This window comes from Mycobacterium simiae (assembly GCF_008370645.1).
Taxonomy (GTDB): Bacteria; Actinomycetota; Actinomycetes; order Mycobacteriales; family Mycobacteriaceae; genus Mycobacterium; species Mycobacterium simiae_A.
Map to the genome: position 1 here is coordinate 1 of NZ_VTZN01000273.1, position 4,268 is coordinate 4,268.

General features: G+C 66.2%; 1 protein-coding gene. It reads right to left on the bottom strand.

Annotated elements, in window-relative coordinates:
• Positions 1-4,268: non-ribosomal peptide synthetase (locus F0Q45_RS24570; protein WP_149656372.1), on the bottom strand; the 4,268-nt coding region annotated here is incomplete at both ends.

The following is a 4,268-nucleotide window of genomic DNA, read 5'->3' on the forward strand; positions in this document are numbered from 1 at the left end:
GTTTTCATAGCCGGCCAGCGCCTTGGTTCGCACCTGGGCCAGTAGGTCGGTGAAGCTGTGGTTGCCCGAGGTGTCCACCCGCAGTACCCAGCTGTTGACGAAGAATCCGATGAGGTCGGCCAGCGCCGCGTCGGTACGTCCGGCGATCGGCCCGCCAATGCAGATGTCGTCGCCGGCGCCGAGCTTGCGCAACAGCACCGCTAACGCGGCCTGCAACACCATGGACACCGTAGTGCCGGTCGCGCGGGCCAAGCTGTCCAGGCGTGCGCGCAGATTCGCGTCCACGCCGAACGAAACCAACTCCCCCCGGAATGACTGCCGCGCCGGCCGGGGGCGATCGCATGGCAACGCGATCTGTGCCGGTGCGGCGGCCAATTCGGTTTGCCAATAAGCGAATTGGCGCGCCAATATGGACTCGGGATCGTTTTCGTCGCCCAGCACTTGCTGTTGCCACAGGGTGTAGTCGGCGTACTGCACGCTCAGCGGCGTCCAGGCCGGGGCCTGCCCGGCACTGCGCGCGGCGTAGGCACTGGCCAGGTTCTGGGTCAGGGGCAGCAACGAGGCGCCGTCACCGGCGATATGGTGCAGCACCAGCACCAGCACGTGCTCGACGTCGGACACCCGGATCAACTGGGCGCGCAGCGGCATTTCGGCGGCCAAGTCGAAGCGATACTGGGCGGCCTGGTTGACCACCTCGGTCAGCGACTGCCCGTTGGCCAGGTCGACGACCGTCAACGCGACCACCGCATCCGGCAGGATCTGCTGGTAGGCGACACCGTCGATCTCGGTGATCAACGTACGCAGGCTTTCGTGCCGGGCCACCACGTCACTGATGGATACATCGAGTGCTGCCACATTAAGCTGCCCGGTTAACCGCAAGGCCAACGGGATGTTGTAGGTGGCCGAGGGCCCCTCGTACCGGTGCAGGAACCAGATCCGGGATTGGGCGTAGGACAACGGGATTCGTTCCAGGCGTGGCTGGACAACCAACGGGGCGCGCACATCGCGACCGCTGTGCGCGTCCAGCCAGTCCGCCAACTGCGCCACGGTGGGCGCCTCGAAGAGTGCCCGGATGGGCACCTCCGCGTCCAGCTCGGCCCGAATCCGCGCCACCAGCCGGGTCACCGACAGCGAGTGCCCGCCCAGATCGAAGAACCCGTCGTCGGTCCCTACCCGCGTCAGCCCCAGTACCTCGGCGAACAACCTTGCCAACAACGCTTCCCGGCCATCGCGCGGGGCATGATACATTGCGGCGCCGACGAATTCGGGAGCAGGCAGCGCCTTTCGATCGACCTTGCCGTTGACCGTCAGCGGCAGCCCATCCAGCACCATCACCGTTGCGGGCACCATGAACTCGGGCAACCGCTCTGCGACCAAGCGGCGCACCTCGCCACCGCGTTGGATCGACGCGGGGTCATTGACATATCCGGCCATACCCCGCACCGCGGTGGCCGGCTGGTACACGTCCGACAGGTTGACGTCGGCCGCGGTGAAGACCAGATCCAGCAGACCCGGCGTCGGCGACCACGTCACCGCAACCGCATAACCGACGCGCTCAGCCAACCGGCGGCATTCGTCGGGCAGCACCGCACCGCGGGGAGGTACGTTAACGGTCAACTGTTGCACTGGAACCCGGCCTTCGGCCCGCGACAACGCGGTCGCCAGCTGCACGTCGGCGCGCACCGCCCGGTGCGGCACCCCCCTCACCCGCAACCCCGTCGGGCGCTGCCCGTCGAGATACCACTCCAGCGCGTCCAGATTGCGCCAGCGCTGCCACGGCTCGGCCGGTAGTTGCGCGCAGGAGACGACTGCCACCGGCTGCTTGCGCAGCACCACCTCGTAGCGGTAGCCACTGAGCTCGTTGACGGTGCTCATTTGCTTGAGCTGAATGTCTACCGCGCCGATATCGTCGAACTGCTCTGCCAATGCGATGAAAAACTCTGGCGCTAGTAGTAATTCTTGTTCGGCCAGCAGTTCCTGGCGCACCCGCTCGCGCAGCACCCCCGCGGTCTCCTCGTCCTGTGCTTGTGCACACACCACCGAGGTACTGAACGCGTGCAACAGACTTAGATTTCGCACATCTCCGAGGAATATCGCTCCACCGGGAGCCAGCAAGCGCAACGCCAACCCGATCACCTCCAGCAAGTACCCCGCATTGGGGAAGTACTGGATCACCGAATTGAGCACCACTACATTGAAATAACCCGCCGGCAGCCCGTCGGCCACATCGGCAGGCTGAGCGGTCAACCGCACTCGGTCCGCCCACCCCGTGGCCGCCACCTGTGCCTGCAGTCGGCTGATGGTGGCCGGCGAAAAGTCGGTGCCCCAATAGTGTTCGCATTGCGGTGCCAGCTGGGCCAGTAACAGCCCCGAACCCACCCCGATTTCCAGCATCCGCTTGGGCCGCAACCCCAGGATCCGCGCTACCGCGGCCGCGCGCCACTCGCGCATCTCGGCCAGCGGGATCGGCGCTTGGGTGTAGCTGCTGTTCCAGCCGCTGAAGTCGTGTCCCATCTCGGCGCGGCTCTGCTCATACAACCCGCCGTACACCTGCTGCCACTGGCCGACCAGCTGGGCTTCCCGGTCGGGCTCGCGGTCGAGCATTCGCTGGGCATCGAGCAGCACATAGCCCACCAGTTGCTCACTGTGCGCGGTGACGACCGCCTGAGCGACACGGGGATGGGCGGCCAGTGCGGCTTCGACTTCGCCGGGCTCGACACGGAACCCGCGGATCTTCAGCTGGTCGTCGGCACGGCCGACGAACTCCAGGTCGCCCCGGGCATTCCAGCGCACCACATCCCCGGTTCGATACATCCTTTCTCCCCGCGCGCCTCCGAACGGGCACGCCACGAACCGCGCCGCCGTCAGCCCCGCTCGTCCCCGATAGCCGCGGGCCAGTCCGGCACCGGCGATGTACAGCTCCCCGGCGACCCCGGGCGGCACCACACACAACCCGGTGTCCAGCACGTAGACCTGGACATTGTCCAGCGGGCCACCGATCACCGATGCCATGTTCGTACTGTCGCTGCTGGTGAGGGTGCGATGCGTGGTATGCACGGTGGCTTCGGTGATCCCGTACATATTGATGAGCGTAGGCACCTGGGCACGGTCTTCGGGGTACCAGCCCTGCAGCCGCGACGTGCGCAACGGCTCCCCGCCGAACACTACCAGCCGCAACGCGGAATCTGTTGTGGTGCTGACGCTTTCCCGCTCTACCTGCATGAGTTCATAGAACGCCGACGGGGTTTGGCTGAGCACCGTGATGCGTTCACGGACGATGAGTTGCCAGAGCTCCCACGGTGACCGCACGGTGGTCCAGGGCACCGCCACCACCTGGGCACCGTGCAGCAGTGCGCCCCACATCTCCCACACCGCGAAGTCGAAAGCCGGGCAGTGGCACCAGGCCCATACATCCGTGGCAGCGAACTGGCATGTCCGCCGCAATCCGGCGAACAGTGCCACCACGTTGCGGTGCGTGATGGCAACGGCTTTGGGCTTTCCGGTGGATCCGGAGGTGTACATGATGTAGGCCAGACTGTCCGGATGCGGCCGTTGATCAGGATGCCCGGCGGTGCCGTCGGCGTCGAGCCGATCCAGCATCAGCAGCGGAATCGAGGTCGCGGGCAGCTGCGGGGCGGTGGCCGAGTCGGTGATCAGCAGTCGCGGGGCGGCATCGGCCAGCATATGGGTGGTGCGCTGGCTGGAATACATCGGGTCGATCGGCAGGTACGCAGCCCCGGTCTGGCTGATCGCCAGCAGCGCAGTCATCAGCTCGACACCGCGGTGCAATGCCACGGCGATGATTGTTTCCCGTGGCGCCCCAGCGGCTTTCAAACGAGCGGCTAGCCGGTCAGCCCGGGCCGCGAGCTCGGCGTACGTCACACTCTGCCGATCATCGCGCACCGCGGTCGCATTGGGAGTGCGCGCCACCTGCGCGGCGAACAACTCCGGTAGCGTTGCGTCGGGAATATCGGCCTTGGCGTGGGCGGCCAGCAGCTGCTCACGCTGGCTGGGCGTGGTGATCTCTAGGGTGTCGATGCGCAGGCCGGCTTTGGCGGTAACGGCTTGCAAGATGTGGATGTAGTAGCCGGCGAACGCCTCGACCGTGGCGTGGTCGAACAGGTCGGTGGCGTACTCCATGAAGCCCGGCATCCGTTGTGGCTGCCCGTCGGCGTCGGGGATCTCGAAGAGCTGGATCGAGAGATCGAACTTTGCGGTATGGGTGGACACCGGTGTGGCCTCGACCGCCAATCCGGGGAACGCCAGGG